Genomic DNA, 19,783 nt, shown 5'->3' on the forward strand with positions numbered 1-19,783 from the left:
TAGTACAACTTGTATTTTGAATTCTGGTGTAAAACTACGTCTTTTTTTCATGTGAATACCGTCCTTTTTTAGATGTATTTATTATAACAGAATTCACTAAGAAATTTGAAGTAACCTGTCTAGATTACAGGTACCATTATACTATATAGAGATTTAAAAGGTGTTACTTTTCTTATTTCAAATGGAATATTGAATAGTGGTTGTCTTTGGTTGTTACTTGGGGGAAAGTCATAATGTCACTACGTTCCATTATTCCTTTACATTTCCCCCAAACCCCCATTGTAATTATAATTTTTGATTTTATTTTAATACCCACTAAGCAATCCTTATAGGGTAAACAACAATAAACTACTAACACACATGAAAGGAAGCTGTGAATTAACAGAATGAGCAATTTGCAATTTAACAAAGATTTAGAGCATGGCAAGATTGGCGAGAAATGGTTTCATGACTTTTGTATCGACAAAGGTATTATCTGCATTAATGTAGGTACAGATGGATTTCTAGGCATTGAAAGTGGTATTGATTTTATTGTCCAGTATCAGGATGGCACGACAGCAAGATTTGATGTAAAATTTGATTCGGTGATGCACAGGTCAGGGAATATGTTCATTGAGACTTATCAAGACAGAGGTAAAAAAGGTTGGTACTACAATTCCAAAGCTAACTGCTATTGTTACATTGATGAATACAACGGTATTCTGTGGATGTACACTAAGGACAGTTTGAAGGAATACATAGACAGCCATAAGTTAAGCCTACGGAGCATTACCAAGACTATTGATAATAGAGAGGTAACAGGCTTACTTGTAAATATCAATAAATTCTCTGATTGGTGCGAAGAAAATAATCATAGGTTGATTAAGTACGCTAGACTGCTTGATATTGAGGATATTGACGAAGAGTTATAATTCAGAGGTAAACATTGTTTAGGGGTGTGTCAATTATACACACCCTTTTATTGTACACACAAGGAGGAATGAATATGAGTTTTTTAACATTTTCTGTACTATGGACATTAATTAGCATGAGCATTATTTTTACAATTATTATTACACCTGTGCTTATTCTGGTGGCAAGCTTGATTGAGTTATTTTTTAAATTTCTATTTGTATCATGCAAGAAAATTTATTTTAAACTTAAGGTAGGTGTAAGAAAACATGAGTGAAAATTCAAAGGTAACAATCCAGAATTTATTGACAGTAAAAAGTATTGTTACAATTCTACTAAGTGGCGTATTTTCCTATTTGGCTATTGTCGGTAGGATAACAGGAGAACAGTTTTTAACCATATTTACAGTGGTAATTGGTTTCTATTTTGGCACACAAATCAAGAAATTAAATGATAAGGGAGATAATGACAATGAGTGATATAACCAAGGCTTGCAGAGACATTAAAGAGTTATCTCCATTGGCTCAAATAGCTTGTAATTTGTTCCTAGACGAGTGTAAAAAGGCTGGCTTGAATGTTTGCATTACTGAAACTTACCGTCCACAGAATCGGCAGAATTGGCTATATGAACAAGGCAGAACTAGGGCAGGAAATATTGTTACATGGACAAAAAATAGTAGGCATACTGGTAGAATGGCATGGGATATTTGCAAGAATGTAAGAGGACAAGAGTATTCTGATAGTGCTTTCTTTAATAAGTGTGGGGAGATTGCAAAGGGGTTAGGTATCACTTGGGGTGGTACTTGGAGTACACCAGACAAGCCACATTTTGAGATTACAGCTAATTGGAAAGCACCAAAGCAGGAGGATGAAATGGTAGAACAAGGTACTATTATTGTAGATGGCAAGGAATGTAAGGTTGATATGATTCGCAAGGATGGAATTACTTATATTAAGACTAGGGATTTTGCAAATGTGTTGGGGTTGAAAGTTAGTAACAAAGGTAGTATTCCGGTATTGAAAAGGTGATAATTTATGAATAGAAATTATGTATACACCATGAAAACTACTAGAGATTCTAATAAAAAAGAACCTACAATAACCGAAGAAATGATAAAAGAAGCAAAGAAATCTCTCAGTAAGTATGAAAGGAAGTGATTAAATGCCAAAATATAGAGATGAAAATGGAAGATATATTCCTACTACTGGATTGAGTAAGCAACAGATAGAAGCTATTTATTTGATTGTATATGAAGGGAAAAAAGGTAAGGAAGTATATGAAGCTGTAGGTACACCTTGTAGTACATATTACGATTGGTATAAGCAAGATTTATTTATGGAAGAATTGGAAAAAGAAAGAAAAGTATTGAGAAGACAATTCAAAAATAAAGCTTGGAAAAGACTAGGAGATGTACTTGAGAATGCAAGCTATAGAGATGTAATGCCAGCTATTAGAATGGTGCTAGAGGATGATGAGAAGAATTTTTACTTAAACAATAAGTTGGAAGTCACTCAAAATACCACAGAAAACATTGTAGTTTCCTTCTTTGATGGTAGTGAAAACGCTGAAAATGAGGAATAAATTTGATTGGTAATAATCACAATGATATTCTTTGGAACAATACAAATAATTTAATACTCTATTACTTTACTGTAAGTTATCTATTCGCAAAAGAAATGTTATGCGAATAATAAGTTATCTTATAGTGTTAAGAATGATTGATATTACTAGGGTTGTAGCGTGTATAGAATTATAGTGTAATCTGCACAATGGTAATATAGAAGAATAAGGGCATGAAATAAAAATTTCAAGCCTTTTTGTTGTGTAGATTGCACATAAGATTAGAGGAAATTTAGTTATGAAAATAATGAAATATCGTTGTTAATTTGCACAATGAAAACAGTGTGAATTGATGTAAATAAGGGGTAGGGGGGACACCCCTCTAAGGGAGTATGGGGTGGGGTGTTTTACCCTACATATATCTCACAGCCTATTTTAAACCCAAGAACCACATATAACATAAAAGGAGATGATTCTACAGTTGAACATAGCATTAGATAAAAATATTTTCAACCCTGTATACTTTCCATACTTAACAGACTATTCAAATAGATATGAAGTCTATTATGGAGGTAGAGGTTCGGGGAAAACAAAATTTATATTTCAAAAGTTACTCTACAAATCCTTAACAGATAAACGCAGAATCCTTTGCATGATGAAAACAACAAATGCAATTAAACAAGGTATCTGGCGTGAATTAATGGAGTTATTGGACGAATGGCAGATAAGAAAAATTGGTAAAGTAGAAATTAACCGCTCTGATATGACAGTTAAATTACCTAATGGTAGCGAGTTTATATTTAAAGGTTTGGACAATGAAGAAAAAGCTAAAGGTATTTCTGGAATATCAGACTTATATCTGGATGAAGCAAACCTATTTTCACAGGATGATTTTATTGCCTTGAATGGTTCAATTCGTTCTAAGAAGTATAAAAATTTACAGGTAATAGTATCTTACAATCCAATGAGTAAGGCTTCATGGTGTTATTCCTATTTTGGGCATGACACTGAAATAGTACCAGCTAATACGACAATTCTTAAAACAACCTATCGAGACAATAAATTTCTACCCGATACATACCATGATGAGGTTTTACTTCCCATTAAAGAAAGAAATCCAAGACTATATAATATTCTTGCAAATGGTTTGTTTCAAACTACGGACAAGCTTATTTTTAATAATTGGGAAGTGCAGGATTTTGATGTAAACGAATTAATTAAGAATAATAATGAATTGATTACTTGTACAGGTATGGACTTTGGTTTCAGCAACGACCCGACAACGGTTATTCTATCATTGGTAGACGAAAAGACTAAAACCCTATATATCTGTGATGAAATTTATAAAAAAGGTATGCTGAATACTGACATTGCAAGAGAAGTCAAAGAAAAAGGATGGCATAAGAATATTATTGTCGCAGATTGTGCGAATCCAAAGGATATTACCGATTTGCGGAGAATGGGCTTAGATAGAATTCGTAAATGTCGCAAAGGGAAGGACAGTATTCTTCATGGTATCAATAAGCTGCAAGAGTATAAAATTATTGTCCATAAGAAATGTGAAAATACTATCCTTGAACTGGATAACTATACTTGGGAGAAAAATAAGCAGACGGGAGAATACATTAATGTCCCCATTGATGATTTTAACCATGCGATTGATGCCCTACGTTATTCTATTCAGTCTATCAAGAAAAAAGCCAACATATTAACCATAAAATTATAAGGGGTGAGAAATTGTATTACCTAGATAAAAACACAGTATTAACAATAGAACGTATTGAAAAATACATTGAAGATTTTAAGTTTCGTTATCAGCCGAGATTATTAAAGAATAAGCGGTATTTTGATTGTAAAAATGATACCATTATGAACCGTACATTTAAAGATATTACGAAACCAAATTCAAAAATAGCTACACCTTGGAGTGAATACATCTGTACACTCATATCAGGTTATTTTGCTGGAAAGCCTGTGACTTACGACACCCAAAGCGAAGAATTGAAAAATATTTTATCTTCATACACAGTAAAAGAAGTTTCTCACAACCAAAGTTTAGCAAAAGATTGCTCAATTTATGGGGTTGCTGCAGAGCTTCTTTTTATTAATGGAGATAAACAAGTACAGTTTGAAAAAATTGAACCTAGTACAGTAATACCTATTTATTCAACTGATATTACTAAGGAATTGATTTACTGTATTCGTTTTTGGGATAGCACAGACATTCTTACCAATGAAACCACAACTAACATTGAAGTTTATGATAGCCGTCAGATTACTTATTATAGCAAGTCAATTAATGGTACGGTTTGCACTGGTAAGGAAAGCCACTACTTCAAAGAAGTTCCCATTAATATCTACTATAACAACGAAGATTTAACAGGGGATGCCGAGAAGGTACATACTTTAATTGATGGGTATGATTTGTCGTTATCTGACACAGCAAACTTCAGGGAAGAATTAAATGATTCATATTTATGTTTCCGCAATACTAACCTTGACGAAGAAGCTATTATTGCAATGAAACAAAATAGAATTATTTGTATTGAAGATACGGAACAAGGGATGCAGTCAGATGTTCATTGGCTGAATAAGGATTCCAACGATACTGAGAATGAGAACTATAAAAACAGATTAGCAAGTGATATTAAAATGTTTTCTTGTATCAGTGAGTTAGAGAATAAGAGTCATACCACTGCAACCGCTGCAAAACTTTCCATGCTTGCATTGGAACAGAAATGTGCCACTAAGGAAACTTACTTCCGCAAAGCATTATTAAACCGTTGGGAGATGGTATGCAATTACCACAATCTTTTAGGTAGCAATATTACTATTGAGGATTTAAAGATTACATTCCTACGCAACATCCCCTTGGATTTAGTAAGCATAGGTGATTTTGTGGCTAAAATGGCTCCTTATATTAGTAAACGCTCATTATTATCTCAAATCCCTTTCATTTCAGATATTGACGGTGAATTGTCAGCAATGGAAAAAGAAAACTCTATCAATTCATATGATGATGATATTTTGAGTGGAAGTGATGAAGATGGACAATAAAACCTATTGGGCTGAAAGAATGGATAACGCTCTCAAGTTATCAGAAAAGCAAGTCACTATGCCACTTAAAAAGCTATATAGAAAGGCGTTTAATAATATTAAAGGTGAATTGCTTAATATATGGCTTGATATGGCTGGTGAGGGTGAAATATCTCAATCAGCATTGTATCAGAGAAATAGAATGTCCAACTTACAAGCCTTACTTTCCAAGGAATTAAAAAAACTTGGAGAAACAAACATAGAGTATATGCAAATAGGCTTGTTTGCAACTTTTCAAAATGGATACGAATCTATGGATAACTTTCTAGGTTTAAAGGGGACATTCTCATTCTTGGATGAACAGGTTGCAAATCAGATAATCAACCAAAATTACAAAGATGCTAATTTTTCAGAACGTATTTGGAGTGATATGGATAAGTTACGCACTCAAATTGAAGATAGCGTTACTAAGTCTGCTTTACAGGGTAAAGACGTACGCAAAGTAGCAAAGGAATTGCAAGAAAGAATGAATGTGGCTTATTCCAGTAGCAAACGGATTACCGTAACGGAAACTGGACGTATATTTAATGAGAGTTGCCGACAAAAGGCAATGGACAGAGGATATACGAGTTATCAATTTCTAGCTTATGAGGATGAAAAGACTTGTGAGGAATGTATGGAATTGGATGGGAAAATATTTCCTTTGACTGATACAGAGCATATGCCGCCAATCCATCCAAATTCGAGAAGTACCATATTGATAGTAGTAGATTGATGACACTTTATAGAGTGTCTTTTTTATTTGCCTTTTTCAAGGGGTTAGGCACTAAAGAAACAACTACAATATACGATAATTTAAGGGTTGGCAAATTGCCAGAACTTTATAGGAGGAATTAATTATGGAAGAAAATACAAACATTAATGTTGATGAAACACAGGAAACTGAAAATACAGAAAATAAGACATACACTCAAGAAGAGGTTATGGCTTTATTACAATCTGAATCCGATAAAAGAGTAACACAGGCATTGAAGAAACAACAGAAAGATTATGAGAAAAAACTTTCTCTCTCTGGCTTGGATGAACAGCAGAGAAAACAGGCTGAAAAGGATATGCGTATTACTGAGTTGGAAGAAAAACTAAGAGAATTTAATATCATGCAAAACAAGTCTGAAATCACTAAAGTGTTATCTGCTAGGGGTTTGGATACACGTTTTGCAGATTTAATTGAGATTGGTGACGATGTGGAGGAAGCACAGGTAAGAATTGATAGCTTGGACAAGCTGTTTAAGGCAGCAGTCAAGGCAGAGGTTGAAAAGCGGATTGGTAGCAATACTCCAAAAACTTCTACAATTGGATTAGAGGTAGGAATGACAAAAGAAAAGTTTGCGAAACTTAATGATGATGAAAAGATTGCTTATCTTTTGAGCAATCCAGATTTTTTAAAATAAAAAATAGGCTCTTATATAGAAAGGAAATGATAAATCATGGCAACGATTAACGGAAATGTAACAACAACACAGGCAACAACAGCAGGATATTTTGAAGCACTGATAGTAAAGAATGCGTTTGAAACAGCAATTACTTCTTTGATTAATGCAAAGAATTTATTCACCACAAAATTTACATTACAGGGTGAAGATGGTGACTTAATCAGAAAGATTACATATACCTATGAGGGTGGTGTAGTAGATGCTGATACTGGTGAAGTAGTACCTTCAGCACAGAGAGGTAAGCTTTCCTACAAAACACAGGAACTTAGAATCAAACCTTTTAAGCAGGCTTTTGATGTAACCGACAAAATGAAGCGTCAGAATAGTAATGTATTAACTATGATGGCAAATGGAAACGCAGAAACTACATACAACTTTATTAATGATAGTTTCTATACAGCATTGAGAAGCATCACAAAGACAAGTGAATATACAACATTTAACTGGGATGCTGTAGAGGATGCACTTGCAACATTGAACCTCGAATCAAGAGAAGGAATGTTTTTACTGGTTTCTCCTAAGATGTATTCTCAGTTGAAGAAATCCGCAGAGGTTAAGGCTGCTAACAATGGCGAAATTATTTTCTCTGGTCAGGTGAAAACTGTAGACGGTTTGAGCATTGTAATTTCTAACAAATTGGGTGATGAAGAAGCAATTATTGCGTCTAAAGACACAATTGTCTATGAGTGCAAGAACGATGCAACTGTTACTACTGACGTATACAACGAATTGGAAAAGGAAACTTTTGTAACTAAGTTTGCAGGTATTGTTTACCTTGATAACGAGAAAAAGGCAATTAAACTTACAAAGAAAGTTGCCTAAGTTTAACATGAGGGGGTGTCCATTATGGATGCCCCTTTTATAAAGAGGTGAGATAAATGGAACAGTATTTAGAAGTGGCAAAAGCTGTATTTGAAGCCTATACCAATATTCCATACGATGAATCAAATCCAAAGCACCTTACCATTATTCAGGAAATGGCTAAATGTCATAAATCCAAAGAAGGTAATGAGGGTTTGAATAGTATTTCAATTTCTGGCACAACAGAAAACTATAATGAATTCTATCCTTATTATATAAGAGTCATGTTGGACAGTGTAGCAAAGCTAAAAAGTAAGGTGAGATTTCTATGAGATATGAAACTTATAAATTGTATCAGCTTGTAGAAACCTTTGACAATTATGGCAACAGTAAGAACGACATTGAATTTTTAGAAGATATTCAAGTCTATACCAATGAACAGCATTTAAGAGTAATGGGTACAGATACCTGTTATTTCGTGAAAGCATGGCAAGGGGTTACACCTTACAATAAATTTGAACTTGGTGAGGAATATAAAATCTGTAATTCCTATCATGAATATAAGATTACCTCATTTATCAATGGGCGGTTGTCTCAGCTTGTCTTGGAAGAGGTGAGGGTATGAACGAAATTTCTTTAAACATAGAGAATTTTATTAAAGATGTACTTCCCTCTGCCATTGAAAAAGGGCTTGATAAAGCAGGGTACATTGTAGAGAACAGTGCAAAAGTTAAATGTGGTGTTGACACAGGCACATTGAGAAAAAGTATTACTCATGATGTAGAGGGTGGCACTTGTTACATTGGCAGTAATGTTGAGTACGCTCCATACCACCATGAAAAGAATCCATTTCTTGAGGAAAGTATACAGGAAAACCTACAAGAAATATTGAATTGCTTTAAGGGGGTGCTTGATGATGGAAAATGAATATAACATTAGTGTTTTGGGGACGGAGTACCTTCTTAAATTAACTAATAAAATAAAAGATTATGGATTGGAAAATTGTGATGGTTATCACGATTTTACCACAAAAGTTTGTGCAGTTGATGTCTCGGAAAATCACGATAGCAATGCAATAGGAGATATTGGTGTTTACATTAAACAAGTCATACGTCACGAGTTAATTCATGCTTTCTTATCGGAAAGTGGGCTTAATGATGAAAGTTGGGCAAATAATGAAGAAATAGTAGATTGGATTGCATTTATGTTCCCCAAAATGTTAAAAGCTTTCCAACTAGCACAAGCTTTATAAAGGGGGATTAATGATGCTGAATGAAATTTTAACAATTCTAAAAGCTGATAGTGAATTATCTTCCCTCTTAGGTGCTACGGTATCAGATACCAAAATCTACATGAACAAAGGGAAGGCTGAAACTTGTATTAGCTATAAGCATTTTATCATCTCAAGTGATGGAATTAAGGCACAAAGCAAACTAGAGATAAACTGTATTAGTCCCGATTATGGGAAGGCTGAAAGTATGCTAAATAGAGTAAAACAGCTATTAGTTACAATAGGCAACAAACAATTAAACAATGATATTTTAAACGTAGCCTTAAATGGTGGAGGGAGTCTTTATGTTGAAGAAACCAAACAACACATCATTAAGGCTTATTTTATTTTGACAATTAGGGAAAGGATGATATAAATGGAAAGAATCTTACTTGGTAGTGGTGATGTTTTCTGTATGGAATATACAGGAACAATTCCAGAATATGCCGAAATTGAGAAAATGGAAAATTTACTTGCCGAAATCCAAGGCGGTGCTACTATTAGCTACAACGTAGAATGGTATGACGCAGAAGTCGACAGTGGTAGAGTTAGTAAGAGTTATCTCAAAAAAGAAACAGCAATTCTGAAAACTGGTATTGCTACGTTAAATGGTAATACGATTAAAAAGTTATGTGCCACAGCAAGAGTAACTGAGGATGCTACTAAACATACAAGAACTGTTAAAATCGGTGGTGCTAATAACTTTGATGGGAAGAAGTATCTGATTCATTTCTTACATAGAGATGCTGCCGATGGTGATGTAAGGGTAACAATTGTTGGTAATAATCAGGCACCTATTGAGTTTGCATTTGCCAAAGACAAAGAAACTGTTGTAAATACAGAGTTTAAAGCGACTGCTTTAGATGAAGAAGGTACTTTGATTCTGTATAATGAAGAAGATAACACAATTAAAGCGTAAATGATTTAGGGGTGTACTTTATTCTAGGGTACACCTCTTTTCTATGGAAAAGGAGTGGAGTAAATGTTAGATTTGCAAAAGGCGGTAAACGAGAAGTACGAAATCAAATGGCTTGATGGTAGCGTATTAAGATTAGATAAACCTACCAGAGCAATGGAACTTAGTTTCTTAGATTTACGTGATAAAGATATGGACGAAAAAATGGCGCAAGAGTTTTTATATAATTTAATGTTTCGTATTTTCAGTAAACGTGAACCTGTTTATATCGAAAAAAAGGGTTTTATAAATAAGCTTAAAAAGAAAAAAGAATTGCTTGAAATCACAAAGGAAGATATTGAGAAAATCAACTACGATATTTTGTTTGTGACTTTACAAGAATATTTTGAATTCTATTACCAAAATCTGAAAATGGGGGAATAGTTCTCCCCTATATGCCCTCTGATACAGGGGAGGAAGTCAAGGAATACTTGACAACTGAAACAGGGGAATTAAAAAAGGTGTCCGATTATTCAGGGTTGAATTTTGACGAATGTCTAAACCTTGGGATGGATACCTATAAGCTACTTTTTCGAGATGCTTTTATTTACGATTTAAAACAATCCAAGGAAGGCAAGGAATACCTTGAGGAATGTTGGCTTTTACAGCAAACAACACCAGATAGAAATAAATTAAAGGAACGGTTTGGAGGTGAAAAGAATGATTGATATGGGTGCTTTAGTAGCACGATTACAGGTGGATAGTGGCGATAGTATCCAACAGCTAGATAACTTCAGCGGTAAAGTTGAAAATGCAGATGGAAAAAGTATAGGCTTGGCTGGTTCATTAAAAAAGTTGGCGGCTGGATTTGCCATTGGTGTGGCAATTAAGAAGACGGCTGATGCTGTTGTAGGGTGTGTGCAAAAGGCTGATGAGTTAAAGCAGTCGTTTAATACCCTTCAAACACAAACAGGGGCAACCGATGCAGAGATGCAAGGGCTAGAAGAATCCCTAAAAAATATTTATGCCAATAATTACGGTGAAAGTTTTGAGGATATTGCCACTGCTATGGCAGAGGTAAAGAACCAAACAGGGCTTGCAGGGGACGAGTTGGAAACAATGACAGAAAATGCTATTGCCTTGCGTGATACCTTTGGTTTTGAAGTACAGGAAAGTACTCGTGCAGCCGATATGATGATGAAGCAGTTTGGTATTACTTCCGAAGAAGCTTTTAATCTCATTGCACAAGGCAGTCAAAATGGCTTAGATAAGAATGGAAACTTGCTTGATAGTATTAATGAGTATTCTGTACATTTTCAGCAACTTGGATTAGATAGCGAAGAAATGTTTAATATGTTCTCAAACGGTGCAAAAACAGGTGTTTTTGATGTAGATAAACTTGGGGATGCTGTGAAAGAATTCGGTATCAGAGCCAAGGATGGCAGTAACACAACCATAGAAGCCTATCAAGCGTTAGGATTAAATGCCGATGAGTTACAAGTTAAATTTGCTCAAGGTGGAGAGAGTGCCAACGAAGCTTTCCAAACTGTTACCAAGGCATTGAATGATTGTGACGATGAAGTTGTAAAAAATACTGCAGGTGTTAACCTATTTGGAACTATGTGGGAAGATATGGGGGAAGATGCAGTAAAAGCCCTCACCAATACCAATGGGGAATTTGACAAGACAGCAGACAATTTGGAAAAAATCAAAGAGATTAAGTATGACAGTTTAGGTAATGCGTTCCAAGGTATTGGTAGGCAGATGGAAACAGGTTTAATGATTCCATTGGGTGAAAGATTGTTGCCAAAGCTGAATGAGTTTGCTAATTACATACAAGAAAATATGCCACAGATACAAGCAACCTTTCAGGGGATTATGGAAGGTATAGGTGGTGCAATTACTTTTGTAACGGATAACCTTAATATCATTATACCTATCTTGGCAGGAGCGGTGGCTGGGTTTGTTGCGTTTAATGTAATCAATACTATACTACCTTTGTTTACAGCAGTACAAACAGCTATCACAGGGACTACTACGGTACAAGCTGCGTTAAATGCGGTTATGGCTGCCAATCCATTTGGAGCGGTAGTTACAGCTATTGGACTTTTGGTTGCAGCAGGGGTAGCCCTCTACATGAACTGGGATACCGTAAAACAAAAATGCGAGGATTTATTCAACAAGATTTCTGAGGTTTGGGAAAACATTAAAACAACAATCACCACAAAGGTTGAAGAAATTAAAACTGCTATTAATAATAAAATTCAAGATTTCAAAAACGCAGGTAAAGCAATTTTCACAGGTTTATGGGATGGCATTAAGGAAGTATGGGAAGGTATCAAAAGTTGGGTTGATGAGAAAGTATCATGGCTTACTGACAAGCTAACCTTCTGGAGAAAAAGCAAATCAGAAATGAATGACGATTCAGACGATGATTCCGACGGTAGTCATAGAAACGGTTTATCATATGTCCCTTTTGATGGCTATAATTCTATTCTTCACAAAGGGGAAATGGTACTCACGCAAGCTGAAGCTGATAGATACCGTAAAGGCGAAGGCAACAGCACTAATAATGCCAATATTACAAATAACTTCTATGGTGTCAAAGAAGAAAGAACAGCTTTTGAAGTTGCAAGAGAGACAAAGAAAACAATAAGAAAATTAGGACTGGCATAAGGAGGGATTCGATTTGCTAATCACAAAAAGTACAAAAATAATTTACAGAAATGAAGTGGGTGGGGAAATTGAATTTTCTCCTTTTTCTGCCTACTTTGTCGAAAATATTGAGGAAGAAACAAAAAACAATATCACAACCAATAAGACAAACCTTATCCATGGTGAGAATTATATCTCAAACACATTAGAAAGCAGATACATTTCTTTATCTGGACTTATTGACAAGAACTCAACAACAAAAGCATTAATAAGAAATTTAACAAAGGTTGTCAATCCAACCTTAAAGGGGAAATTGATTTATCAAAATGAAAATGAGGTAAAGGAAATTGAAGTTATCCCCGAACAGATACCAGATATTAACGCTAACGGTGGTTTGATTAGATACGAGGTTTCTTTGATGGCTTGCAATCCATTTTGGAAAAATACCGAAAAAACAGAATATCTTGCACTATTTATGCCAATGCTAACCTTCCCTTTGGTTATTGAGCAAGAAGAAGGAATGGTTTTCAGCTTAAAAGATTCTGTACTTGAGACGGAATTTAATAATCAGGGTGACGTAGAGAGTGGTGTAAGGGTATTATTTAAAGCCAGAGGGGGAACGGTTCAAAACCCTAAGATAATGAATGATTTAACGGGTGAATTTATTAAGTTAAACTATTCAATGGAAAAAGGGGATAGCATTGAGGTTATCAGCTATCCTGAAAAGAAAAAAGTTACTGTTAATAGTACCATTAACGGTTTCCGTTACCTTGACATTGAAAGCAACTTCTTTAATTTGTTAGTTGGCAAGAATAAATTAAGCTACATTGCAGATGAAAATACAATTAATTTAGATGTGATTGTGTATTATACGCCACGATTTTTGGGGGTGTAAGCTATGGATTTGTATGTATATGAAAACTTTGTGTTGCAGGGGCTAATTACTCAATATGATTCATTGCGTTGGACTAGGCGGTTTAATGATATTGGGGAATGTGAGATTGAAATGCCATTTGATGAAGAAGTGTTTAAGCTATTGAGAATTAACAGTGTGCTTTACCATAAGCAAAATAATGAAGCCTGTTTTATCTTACAGAAAAATGTTACTACTGATAGCTACGGGAATGAGAAGCTAACAATCATTGGAAAGTGCATATCATGCATTTTAGAAAGTAGAATGACAAGTTTTATAGGGGATACTACCATATCCAATTTGGTAACAAAGCTATTAAATGAAAACTTCATCAATGCAACCAATATCAATAGAAATATTCCTAATATGATTTTGGGGGCAGTTAGTTTAAAAAACAATCCAAGTATTAGCGTTAAATATGAGAATGTGGACGTTTATACCATTCTAAAGGAAGTTACCCAACAGTACGATATAGGCTTTAGAGTTAACTATGATATACCAAACAAAAGATATGTATTTGAGTTGTATGAGGGTATTATTCAAACTGATGTAAAATTCAGTAAAGAGTTTAATAATGTAATAGAGCAAGAATATTACCTCAATACCACGCAAAATAAAAATACTTGTATTGTAGAAGACAATGAAGGTTCAACTATTACTGTTAATGATGGTAATAAGGGGTTAGGCAGAAAAGAAACATATATGAAATTAGATTCTCAAAGTACCTCAACAGCACAGGAACAAGGCAAGCTTTATTTACAGCAATTCAAAATATTAGAGAGTATGGACACTGTGATGGATACCAATTCTATTCAGTTTGAGTATTTAAAAGATTGGAATTTGGGTGACGTAGTAACAACCATTAATAAAAAGTTAGGTGTAACAATCCAAAAAAACATAGTTGAGGTAGAAGAATTCTATGACACTTCTGGTTTAAATTTGGCGGTTACATTTGGAGATTATCTATAAAAGGAAGTGATACAGTGGAAGAAATAAAAGAAGTTAGTTTCCCGTTCGGAAGTGTTAAAGATGCAGACGGTAGACCAGACAGAGCGTACAAGCAACAAGATTTTGCAAACTATTTTTCACAATTTATATCAAACGGTGTTTACCCAAATCCATCAAACGGTTTAAAAATTGAGAGTTTAAATAGTAACATGGTGCTTACAATACATAAAGGTAGTGGATTTATCAACGGGTATGGTTATATCTTGTCAGAAGATATGTTTATCAATATTTCCCCTAGCAATCCAGCGTATAACAGAAAAGATTATATTGTTTTGCAATTAAATCATGTTGAAAGATGGATAAAAACCATTTGTAAAGAAGGAGTTGCTAGTGCAAATCCCCTACCGCCTGTATTATTGCGGAATGACGATATTTACGAGTTAAAACTTGCAGAGGTGCTTGTTAAGAGTGGCACACAAGCTATCACACAAGCAGATATTACCGACACTAGGCTCAATACTGCGGTTTGTGGTATCGTTCATGCGGTAGTTGATACAGTGGATACAACAGAGATTTTCAATCAATATGAAACCTATCTCAACCAAAAGATTGCTGAATGGAATGAAACAAAAGCACAACAAAACACAGATTGGGAAACACAAATGTCAACACAGCAAAATAGTTGGCAAACACAAACTTCTACACAGCAGAATGAATTTAACACACAACAAAGTGCATTTCAAGGATGGTTTGACGGAGCTAAGAACAACATTGCCACATTGCAGTCATTTTATTTCCAAAATTGGTCTGAACTAAATGGTTGCAAATACAAAGAGCATCCTAAGAATGCAGAAGGCAAGTATATTACAACAATAAATGCAACTGCTGACGATAAGTTGATTGCAAGACAGACAGAATGGCAGGAGAGTGTGAATGGTGTCAACTGTTATATGCTTAAACAGGAAGTATTTGATACAGATGGTATAACAGTTATAAAAGAGAAAACAAAGAAAGAATATAAGGACGCAGCCACGGGAATTTATATTAGCGAGGTTATTTAATGGAAGATTATAGTAAATGTAAAATGGTTATTTTACTCACATTAAATTTAAAGAAAGGAAAGGTGATTTAATGGGAATTTTAGGTGGAAGTGATATCCAGAGAATTAAGCATGATGCTATATCCGGAAATGAAAAAGATATGATTGTAGCTAGTAAGAACTATATTTCTACAAATTTATACAATATTCCAAGTGTTGAAACAGAACTAATTAATATAAATGGGTCAGGATTTATTGCTAAAATTGGCGGTTATTCAGTGACAGGTACAGAAATGCGGATTAAAGTATATGTTGATGATGAATTATTATTTGATTTTATAACACAACCCACAAGTAGGTATATTGAATTTGGAAACAGAGCCGTTCAATCAGTAGTAGATTTAAATAATTTTAAAGATGGAAATATCTCTACTAAAAGTGTAGTTTTAGGGTCGTTATTAAAATTTTCACGGAATCTTCGTATATTAGCTTCATCTAATGTAACCGATGATAAAAATTATGTACTTTTAAATTATGGTTTAATGGGGTGATAAAATGCTTGAGATTATTAAAGAAGAAATTATAGGTGAATATAAAGTTATTACTTATTCTAATGGAATGGTTGTAAAAAAGAGTGTTAATAGCATTGACATTCAATCAGAACCTACACCAGAACCACTTTCTCCTAAGGAACAGACACTTATGCAAATGGCTATCAATATGGAATACATAACAACGATGATGGAGCTTAAACAATAAAGGAGGAATGTAAAGTGTTATTTAATTGGATTAAAACAATGGTAACAAGGGGTACATATGATAAGCAAGATATGCTGAAAAAGATGGACTTATTTCTGCTGAATAATCGTCTTACAGAAGCAGAGTATACGGAATTGGTAACATTAATGGGATAAAATTAAAGTTTTACAAAATTAAGGGCTGTATTTATTACAGCTCTTTTTATATTGATTATAGGAGTTGGTGCAATGAATCAGGATGAAGCAATTAAACTTACTGAAGTTGATGCTCGTAGCAAGAGTAACAAATACAGAATTGAAAAAATAGAGGAAAGACAAGACAACTTAGAGAAATTAACTGCTGCGGTATCAGTTATGAAAAATGAGCAAGACAACATAAAGGATGATGTTGGAGAAATTAAAAAAGATGTTAAAACACTTACTGATAAACCTGCAAAGAGATGGGACAGTGTTGTTGAACGGGTGATTACTGTCGTTGTGGGTGCTTTGGTTGGTTATTTAATGAGTGGGGGAACGATGTAGGAAAATTTTAGGGTATATAGTGTAGGTGCTATATACCCTTTTTTTTCTTTTAAAAACCTATTTGACATATGCTTTCTATTATGATAATCTTCATTGTAGTACGAAAAATAAAGTGTGTTTTAGTATGATAATGATGTGGTATGAAAAACAATTCATTTCTCGTAATAGAAAGTAAAATTTTATTATTTGATTTTTGACTAAAACTCTTGAAACCCTTGATTTTACAGATTCGAAGTATTGAATAAAGGATGTTTTATTTGCTTGGTTTTTTAGAAATCAAGACGGGCTTGGTATGATAATGAATGGGGCTACAGCAACAAAGTTGTTGATTTGATTGCCCATATGTACTCCGTTGATAACGCAAAATAAAGGCAAAATTACATATGCTTTTTTCCATCTGTATTGCCTGGACTAAGTTTATATAAACTTACCAATATACTGAAATGAAAAGCAACTGTCCATTTCATGTTTAAATGATAAAGTCCTTTCTCTTTGTTTTTAACAAAGAAGAGGACTTTTTTTAGAAAGGAAAATAAATTCAAATAGTATTTATTTTGATTAAGAAAAAAATTATAAATAAGCACAAAAATTTTTTTTATAATATGCAGTTATTGAGAATTATCTTAACAAGGAGGGCAATAATGTGAATAAAAATAAAGTCATAGATAAGCTATTAGGGGTAATAGCTATTTTGTTTGTGTTTCTTTTGTATATTGTTGAAGGTTATCTTCACGTTGAGCTTTAACAAAGTAGATATTTTATATTTATTGAGTAAAAGAAATATAATTAACATTTTTAAAAGGTATTTATCAAAGTTATTAGAAGGCATAGGCTACCAAAGAATTTCATAATAAATTTGGGAAGTTTAAGGTATCATAATTAGTTTTGTTTCCGTCAAAAAGGAGAGGACGAAAGAAAAACAGTTTGAGATCAAAATACGAAGATATATTTTCTTTTCCCATCTGCTTGTATTCCTGACGAAAAAAATGTATATTAGATTACAGATAAATGTAACTCAATATACTGTTAAGAGCTTTTTAAAAGTTCTCTTTGTATGGAAAATTTGAGAGGGCCGTATATGCGGGGAAATAAAAGATTCTTGTGGATATTTCTAATTATCTTTCTGTTTTTTGGAGCAATATTTTTTCAGGTTGTAGAGTATTCAAAACAAAGCAAAAGAATCATTCACGAACAAAGGGATTACATCCTCCATGAGCACGCTGAAACCATGAAGGTTAACCTTTTGCAACGAATTGAGGAGCAATATAACCTGTTGGATGCAGTGGCAAAATACATAATGGGACTAAATGAGTTTTCAACCAATGATATTCATGATTTTATGCAATATATGGATTTTTATAGTTGCTTTGATGAATTTGGGATTGCCAATGTTGAGACAGGAGTAGTCGAATTTGAACAAGGGAATAGGATAGATGTTTCTGGTGAAACGTTTTTTAAAGACCCCGTGCATGGTATGCGAAGCCTTGGGTTTTTTCATAATGAGGTGGATGGACGGACTCAACTGGTACTTTCCATCCCATTAATAAATAGAGACGGTGTTGTTACTTCTGTTTTGATTGGAACGCTGAATCATCCTTTGATAGTAAATTCAATTTATCATAATTTTTACGATAAAAATAGTTTTCTTTATGTGATGGATAATGGGGGAAATATTTTAAGCAAAGGCGGCGAAGGAAACTTTTTGCAAGACTACAGCAATATTTTTACTTATCTGGAGGCAAACAATATAGAAACTGGTGAAATACAACATAACATAGAAAAAAATGAAATTAGCATTTTTAGCCATAACAATGGGGAAGAAAAACGCTTTATGACCTATATTCCTTTAGGTATTCATGACTGGTATCTGTTTTGTTCTACACCAGACTATGTTGTTTCCCACTGTGCAAGCGAGTTTGAGTTATTAGGTGCAAATATAATTTTTAAAATTATCTTGCTTTGTGGGGCAGCATGTGTGATCCTATACGCTTTTATAGCAAGGGCTACTTTATCCATTAAAAAAGAACACGAGCGGTTCAAATTAGCGGAAGAAGTGGCGGGAATGATTTCTTTTGAAGGCGACTATGGGAAAGATATCCTTGTGGTGAATGACAACTACTACAAGCAGTTTGGCAGAGAGCCCTCTTTCCAAACCATCAGTGATTTTAAAAAGCCTCATCCTTATATTTTAGAGGAAGACAGAGAGGCTTTTCAGAAGATGGGTCTTAACTTAATTGCAGGGAAGGAAACAGGGAGTATTGAGTATCGAACCCTTTGTAAGGATGGAAGCATACAATGGCACCAGTTTGTTTATCGTGTTTGGCATGATAGGGGAGGTGCTCCCATAAAATGCTATGGCATGATTGTGCCAATTGATCAGCAGATGAAAGAGATTCTAAAATTACAGATGCAAGTGGAAAAAGACTCATTAACTGGAGCTTTGAATAGGATGACCTTTGAAAATAGCGTGAATTTATGTTTTGATGAGCCTGAGTTGGCAAACAAAAGGCATGCTATGATGATTTTGGACTTAGATAACTTTAAGCAAATCAACGATGGGTATGGACATGCATTGGGTGACCATGCCTTAGTAACCACCACCGAAATAATAAAAGCCAGTGTGCGTAGCAGTGATTATGTGGGTCGCCTTGGTGGAGACGAGTTTGTTGTGTTTTTGAAAAATGTAAGTGAGGAGCAAGCAACAAAAAAAGCCGCAGAAATCTGTGAAGCCCTAGAAAAGGCAGAGTTGAAGTCTGATGAAGCAGTTGTTACTTGTAGCATTGGCATTGCATGTTATCCCAAGGACGGCATTCGCTTTAATCAACTTTATGAGGCAGCAGATAAAGCCCTTTATAAAGTTAAAGGATCGGGCAAAAATAGCTATTCAATGGCAGACTAACTTATGAGAAGGTTCGTTTGCCATAAATATATTAGAAACAAAAAGATAAAAATATATAAAAAAATACTTGCATTGTGTAAAAAAATATGTTATTATGGTCAA

At 34.2% G+C, this 19,783-nt stretch carries 27 protein-coding genes; all 27 read left to right on the forward strand.

Going from position 1 to position 19,783, the window contains the following annotated elements; all coding sequences use genetic code 11:
• Positions 1-386: 386 nt before the first annotated feature.
• The 27 genes from ABVZ64_RS01850 to ABVZ64_RS01980 all read left to right on the forward strand — a co-directional run bounded on the left by ABVZ64_RS01850 (position 387) and on the right by ABVZ64_RS01980 (position 19,681).
• The gene (locus ABVZ64_RS01850; protein ID WP_352399364.1) at positions 387-911 is read left to right on the forward strand and encodes a hypothetical protein; all 525 of its coding nucleotides are present in this window, start codon (positions 387-389) and stop codon (positions 909-911) included.
• A 74-nt stretch (positions 912-985) separates the two neighbouring features.
• The gene (locus ABVZ64_RS01855) at positions 986-1,168 is read left to right on the forward strand and encodes a hypothetical protein (protein ID WP_352399365.1); all 183 of its coding nucleotides are present in this window, start codon (positions 986-988) and stop codon (positions 1,166-1,168) included.
• Positions 1,161-1,370 (forward strand): hypothetical protein, encoded by a 210-nt coding sequence (locus tag ABVZ64_RS01860; RefSeq protein ID WP_352399366.1) that lies wholly within the window; start codon positions 1,161-1,163, stop codon positions 1,368-1,370. The genes ABVZ64_RS01855 and ABVZ64_RS01860 overlap by 8 nt, the downstream gene beginning before the upstream one ends.
• Positions 1,363-1,920 carry a M15 family metallopeptidase gene (locus ABVZ64_RS01865; protein WP_352399367.1) on the forward strand — a complete coding sequence of 186 codons (558 nt, stop codon included), beginning with the start codon at positions 1,363-1,365 and terminating at the stop codon, positions 1,918-1,920. The genes ABVZ64_RS01860 and ABVZ64_RS01865 overlap by 8 nt, the downstream gene beginning before the upstream one ends.
• 133 nt (positions 1,921-2,053) lie before the next feature.
• On the forward strand, positions 2,054-2,473 hold the full coding sequence (locus ABVZ64_RS01870; RefSeq protein WP_352399368.1) for a phBC6A51 family helix-turn-helix protein: 420 nt from the start codon (positions 2,054-2,056) through the stop codon (positions 2,471-2,473).
• Between the two features lie 460 nt (positions 2,474-2,933).
• Positions 2,934-4,178 (forward strand): PBSX family phage terminase large subunit, encoded by a 1,245-nt coding sequence (locus ABVZ64_RS01875; RefSeq protein ID WP_352399369.1) that lies wholly within the window; start codon positions 2,934-2,936, stop codon positions 4,176-4,178.
• An 11-nt stretch (positions 4,179-4,189) separates the two neighbouring features.
• Complete coding sequence (locus tag ABVZ64_RS01880) at positions 4,190-5,509, forward strand: phage portal protein (protein ID WP_352399370.1); 1,320 nt, start codon at positions 4,190-4,192, stop codon at positions 5,507-5,509.
• Complete coding sequence (locus ABVZ64_RS01885; RefSeq protein WP_352399371.1) at positions 5,499-6,263, forward strand: minor capsid protein; 765 nt, start codon at positions 5,499-5,501, stop codon at positions 6,261-6,263. The genes ABVZ64_RS01880 and ABVZ64_RS01885 overlap by 11 nt, the downstream gene beginning before the upstream one ends.
• 124 nt (positions 6,264-6,387) lie before the next feature.
• Positions 6,388-6,939, forward strand: coding sequence for a capsid assembly scaffolding protein Gp46 family protein (locus tag ABVZ64_RS01890; RefSeq protein WP_352399372.1), 552 nt, complete (start codon positions 6,388-6,390; stop codon positions 6,937-6,939).
• 36 nt (positions 6,940-6,975) lie between these two features.
• Positions 6,976-7,803, forward strand: a complete 828-nt coding sequence (locus tag ABVZ64_RS01895) for a hypothetical protein (RefSeq protein WP_352399373.1) — start codon at positions 6,976-6,978, stop codon at positions 7,801-7,803.
• Positions 7,804-7,859: 56 nt separating this feature from the next.
• Positions 7,860-8,114, forward strand: coding sequence for a hypothetical protein (locus ABVZ64_RS01900; RefSeq protein WP_352399374.1), 255 nt, complete (start codon positions 7,860-7,862; stop codon positions 8,112-8,114).
• Positions 8,111-8,407, forward strand: a complete 297-nt coding sequence (locus tag ABVZ64_RS01905) for a hypothetical protein (RefSeq protein WP_352399375.1) — start codon at positions 8,111-8,113, stop codon at positions 8,405-8,407. The genes ABVZ64_RS01900 and ABVZ64_RS01905 overlap by 4 nt, the downstream gene beginning before the upstream one ends.
• Positions 8,404-8,709 carry an HK97 gp10 family phage protein gene (locus tag ABVZ64_RS01910; protein WP_352399376.1) on the forward strand — a complete coding sequence of 102 codons (306 nt, stop codon included), beginning with the start codon at positions 8,404-8,406 and terminating at the stop codon, positions 8,707-8,709. The genes ABVZ64_RS01905 and ABVZ64_RS01910 overlap by 4 nt, the downstream gene beginning before the upstream one ends.
• A complete protein-coding gene (locus ABVZ64_RS01915) occupies positions 8,696-9,034 on the forward strand; it encodes a hypothetical protein (RefSeq protein ID WP_352399377.1) in 339 nt (112 codons plus the stop codon). Before ABVZ64_RS01910 ends, ABVZ64_RS01915 begins: the two co-directional genes overlap by 14 nt.
• A 10-nt stretch (positions 9,035-9,044) precedes the next feature.
• The gene (locus tag ABVZ64_RS01920) at positions 9,045-9,428 is read left to right on the forward strand and encodes a hypothetical protein (RefSeq protein WP_352399378.1); all 384 of its coding nucleotides are present in this window, start codon (positions 9,045-9,047) and stop codon (positions 9,426-9,428) included.
• On the forward strand, positions 9,429-9,971 hold the full coding sequence (locus ABVZ64_RS01925) for a hypothetical protein (RefSeq protein ID WP_352399379.1): 543 nt from the start codon (positions 9,429-9,431) through the stop codon (positions 9,969-9,971).
• 63 nt (positions 9,972-10,034) lie between these two features.
• Positions 10,035-10,391, forward strand: a complete 357-nt coding sequence (locus ABVZ64_RS01930) for a hypothetical protein (protein WP_352399380.1) — start codon at positions 10,035-10,037, stop codon at positions 10,389-10,391.
• A gap of 47 nt (positions 10,392-10,438) precedes the next feature.
• Positions 10,439-10,675, forward strand: a complete 237-nt coding sequence (locus ABVZ64_RS01935) for a hypothetical protein (RefSeq protein WP_352399381.1) — start codon at positions 10,439-10,441, stop codon at positions 10,673-10,675.
• Positions 10,668-12,623 carry a phage tail tape measure protein gene (locus tag ABVZ64_RS01940; RefSeq protein WP_352399382.1) on the forward strand — a complete coding sequence of 652 codons (1,956 nt, stop codon included), beginning with the start codon at positions 10,668-10,670 and terminating at the stop codon, positions 12,621-12,623. The genes ABVZ64_RS01935 and ABVZ64_RS01940 overlap by 8 nt, the downstream gene beginning before the upstream one ends.
• Before the next feature lie 13 nt (positions 12,624-12,636).
• Positions 12,637-13,497: a phage distal tail protein gene (locus tag ABVZ64_RS01945; RefSeq protein WP_352399383.1), complete on the forward strand. Its 861-nt coding sequence runs from the start codon at positions 12,637-12,639 to the stop codon at positions 13,495-13,497.
• A gap of 3 nt (positions 13,498-13,500) precedes the next feature.
• Positions 13,501-14,484, forward strand: coding sequence for a siphovirus ReqiPepy6 Gp37-like family protein (locus ABVZ64_RS01950; protein ID WP_352399384.1), 984 nt, complete (start codon positions 13,501-13,503; stop codon positions 14,482-14,484).
• Positions 14,485-14,498: 14 nt separating this feature from the next.
• Positions 14,499-15,524, forward strand: a complete 1,026-nt coding sequence (locus tag ABVZ64_RS01955) for a hypothetical protein (RefSeq protein ID WP_352399385.1) — start codon at positions 14,499-14,501, stop codon at positions 15,522-15,524.
• 70 nt (positions 15,525-15,594) lie between these two features.
• The gene (locus ABVZ64_RS01960; protein WP_352399386.1) at positions 15,595-16,053 is read left to right on the forward strand and encodes a hypothetical protein; all 459 of its coding nucleotides are present in this window, start codon (positions 15,595-15,597) and stop codon (positions 16,051-16,053) included.
• A 4-nt stretch (positions 16,054-16,057) separates the two neighbouring features.
• Complete coding sequence (locus tag ABVZ64_RS01965) at positions 16,058-16,261, forward strand: hypothetical protein (RefSeq protein ID WP_352399387.1); 204 nt, start codon at positions 16,058-16,060, stop codon at positions 16,259-16,261.
• Between the two features lie 14 nt (positions 16,262-16,275).
• Complete coding sequence (locus ABVZ64_RS01970) at positions 16,276-16,416, forward strand: hypothetical protein (protein WP_352399388.1); 141 nt, start codon at positions 16,276-16,278, stop codon at positions 16,414-16,416.
• A 72-nt stretch (positions 16,417-16,488) separates the two neighbouring features.
• Entirely contained in the window at positions 16,489-16,782 is a 294-nt protein-coding gene (locus tag ABVZ64_RS01975; protein ID WP_352399389.1) for a hypothetical protein, read from the forward strand.
• 1,078 nt (positions 16,783-17,860) lie between these two features.
• The gene (locus ABVZ64_RS01980) at positions 17,861-19,681 is read left to right on the forward strand and encodes a sensor domain-containing diguanylate cyclase (protein ID WP_352399390.1); all 1,821 of its coding nucleotides are present in this window, start codon (positions 17,861-17,863) and stop codon (positions 19,679-19,681) included.
• The last annotated feature ends 102 nt before the right edge of the window (positions 19,682-19,783 follow it).

Origin of the sequence: Anaerotignum sp., from assembly GCF_040307045.1 — a bacterium.
In the GTDB taxonomy this organism is placed as follows: Bacteria; Bacillota; Clostridia; order Lachnospirales; family Anaerotignaceae; genus Chakrabartyella.